This window comes from Streptomyces sp. UH6 (assembly GCF_013421635.1).
Lineage (GTDB): Bacteria > Actinomycetota > Actinomycetes > Streptomycetales > Streptomycetaceae > Streptomyces > Streptomyces abyssomicinicus.
This window is the reverse complement of the sequence record NZ_JACADT010000712.1, coordinates 1-2945: the sequence shown is the minus strand read 5'-3', so window position 1 is coordinate 2945 and position 2945 is coordinate 1. Positions and strand designations below refer to the sequence as shown.

Here is a 2945-nt window from a genome sequence, read left to right as displayed (position 1 = left end):
CCCGCCCAGCGCCAGAGGCGGCCTGCCGCGTCGCGGTCCTCCTCGGTCACCAGGTTGCCCATCCACCGCAGCGCCAGCCGCATCAGCAGCTGGGAGCGCATGCCGACCGGGCCGAGGGCGGGCAGCAGGCGCGGCACGGTCACCAGGCCGGCCAGCCGCCGGGCGACGGAGAAGGCCTCGCCGTAGTGGCCGCGCAGGACGTCGGGCCACACCGCCGACAGGTCGTCGTGCTCCTGGAGGACGTCGGCGATCAGCCGCCCGGTCTCCAGGCCGTAGTCGATGCCCTCGCCGTTGAGCGGGTTCACGCAGCCCGCGGCGTCGCCGATCAGTGCCCAGTTGGGCCCGGCGACCCCGGAGACGGCGCCGCCCATCGGCAGCAGGGCGGAGGTCTCGGCGCGCAGTTCGCCGCGCAGGCCGAAGCCGTCCCGGCACTGCTGCGCGTAGTGCCGCATCAGCGGCTTGATCGCGACGTCGGCGGGCCGCCTGGCGGTGGCGAGGGTGCCCGCGCCGAGGTTCACCTCGCCGTTGCCGAGCGGGAAGATCCAGCCGTAGCCGGCGAGCGCGGCGCCCTTCTCGTCCCGCAGCTCCAGGTGGCTGCTGATCCACGGGTCGTCCGACCGGTCGGAGGCGACGTACGACCTGCCGGCCACGCCGTACACCGTGTCGCGGTGCCACTCGCGCCCGAGCGCCTTGCCGAGCGGGGAGCGCACCCCGTCGGCGACCACCAGGCGGCGGCAGAGCACCGTCTCGACCGGCGCGTCCTCGCCCCTGCCCACCCGGAACCGCACGCCCCGCACGCGTCCGCCCTCCATGACGGCGTCCAGTGCGCGGACGCCGTCCTGGGCGGCCGCCCCGCTCTTCATGGCCACGGTGCGCAGGTGGTCGTCGAGTTCGGTGCGGGGGACGGCGGAGCCCCAGTCGGGCAGCGAGCCACCGGGCCAGCGCAGGTGCAGGGTCTGCCCGAAGCCGTGGGCGCGCAGGCCCTGGTTGACGGTGTGCGTGCGCAGCCAGTCCTCCAGCCCGAGGCGGACCAGCTCGGCGACGGCCCGCGGGGTGAGGCCGTCGCCGCAGGTCTTGTCACGGGGGAAGGTCGCGGCGTCGGTGAGCAGGACGTCCTTGCCGGAGCGGGCCAGCCAGGCTGCGGCGGAGGAGCCGGCCGGGCCGGCGCCGACGACGAGGACGTCCACGGAGGTCGGGAGAGTCACGGGGTCATCCTCCCATCCCGCTCCGTGACGGCCGAAGGACCCCGTCGCCGTCCCGCCGGGAGCTGCCCGGCAGCCGACACCGGGTCTCACATCACGAGACAGCATTGCCGTTAAATGAGACGACCATGAGATCGTGCAGGGGCAGAGCGGAACGCACCCTTCCACCGGAACGACGCGCTCCGCCGCGCGGGCCGCCGACGACGGCGCCGGTGGCCTTCCCCCTCGTGCGAAAGACCCGAGAGAACGACATGCCCGAAGCAGCCCCCGCCCCCACAGGCTCCGCCCCGACGCCCGCCAATTCGCGGTCGCGCGTTCTCATCGCCAGCCTCATCGGCACCACGATCGAGTTCTACGACTTCTACATCTACGCGACCGCCGCCGTCCTGGTCTTCCCGACGCTCTTCTTCCCGAGCGACGACCCGACGACCGCGCTGCTCTCGTCGTTCGCCGTGTTCGGCGCGGCGATGGTCGCCCGCCCGATCGGCGCGATGGTCTTCGGTCACCTCGGCGACCGGCTCGGCCGCAAGGGGACGCTGGTGGCCTCGCTGCTCACCATGGGCATCGCGACCTTCCTGATCGGTGTGCTGCCCACCTACGCGCAGATCGGCTGGGTCGCCACCGCGCTGCTGGTGGTGATGCGGCTGGCCCAGGGCTTCGCGCTGGGCGGTGAGTGGAGCGGTGCCGCGCTGATCGCCACCGAGAACGCGCCGAAGGGCAAGCGGGCCCTGTTCGGCACCTTCCCGCAGCTGGGCGCCCCGCTCGGCTTCATCATCGGCAACGGCCTGTTCCTCATCATCGGCGCGGTGCTGCCGTCCTCCGCCGGCGCCGACCCCTCGCAGCCCTCCGAGGCGTTCCTCAGCTGGGGCTGGCGGATCCCGTTCCTGTTCTCCGCGGTGATGGTCGCGATCGGCCTGTGGGTGCGGATGCGACTGGTGGAGTCGCCCGTCTTCGCCAAGACCCGCGACGCGGGCCTGGTCCGCAAGCTGCCGCTGGCCACCGTCTTCCGCGGCCACTGGAAGCAGCTGGTCCTGGGCACGTTCATCATGCTCGCGACGTACGTCCTCTTCTACCTGATGACGACCTTCTCGCTGAGCTTCGGCCGCACCCCGACGGACGCCGCCGTCCCGGGCCTCGGGTACAGCTACACCACCTTCGTGCTGATGCTGATCTTCGGTGTGCTGTTCTTCGCCGCCTTCACCCTGATCTCCGGCCCGCTGGCCGACAAGTACGGCCGCCGCGGCACGCTGATCGCCGTCACCGCCGGCATCGTGGTCTTCGGCCTGGCCTGGATGCCGCTGATCGGCCTGGGCACGCTGGGCGTGGTGCTGTGGCTGGTGCTGGGCTTCTCGCTGATGGGCATGACCTTCGGCCCGATGGGCGCGCTGCTGCCCGAGCTGTTCCCGACCAGTGTCCGGTACACCGGCTCCGGCATCTCCTACAACGTCAGCTCGATCCTGGGCGCCGCGGTCGCCCCGTTCATCGCGGTGGCCCTGTGGGAGGCCGGTGACGGCTCGCCGTGGCTGGTGGGCGTCTACCTCTCCGCCATGGGCGTGCTGACGCTGATCGCCCTGCTGCTCGGCAAGGAGACCAAGGACGTCGCCCTGGAGGAGGGCGAGACCCCGGCCGCCGAGGACTCCGGCGAGCCCGCTCCGGCCGTCTCCGCGACGGTCTGACCCGCACGGCCCCGACGGCGCCCGTCCCCTTCGCACGAGGGGGCGGGCGCCGTCCTTTCCTGCCCCG

Annotated in this window: 2 protein-coding genes; one reads left to right on the top strand and one right to left on the bottom strand. The window is 72.7% G+C overall.

Annotation, left to right across the window (positions count from 1 at the left end):
- On the bottom strand, positions 1-1205 hold a 1205-nt coding region (locus tag HW445_RS24690), incomplete at its 3' end, for a geranylgeranyl reductase family protein (RefSeq protein WP_308799835.1).
- Positions 1206-1453: 248 nt separating this feature from the next.
- Between HW445_RS24690 and HW445_RS24685 the strand changes: the two genes are divergently transcribed.
- On the top strand, positions 1454-2878 hold the full coding sequence (locus HW445_RS24685; protein WP_180223141.1) for an MFS transporter: 1425 nt from the start codon (positions 1454-1456) through the stop codon (positions 2876-2878).
- Positions 2879-2945: the final 67 nt, after the last annotated feature.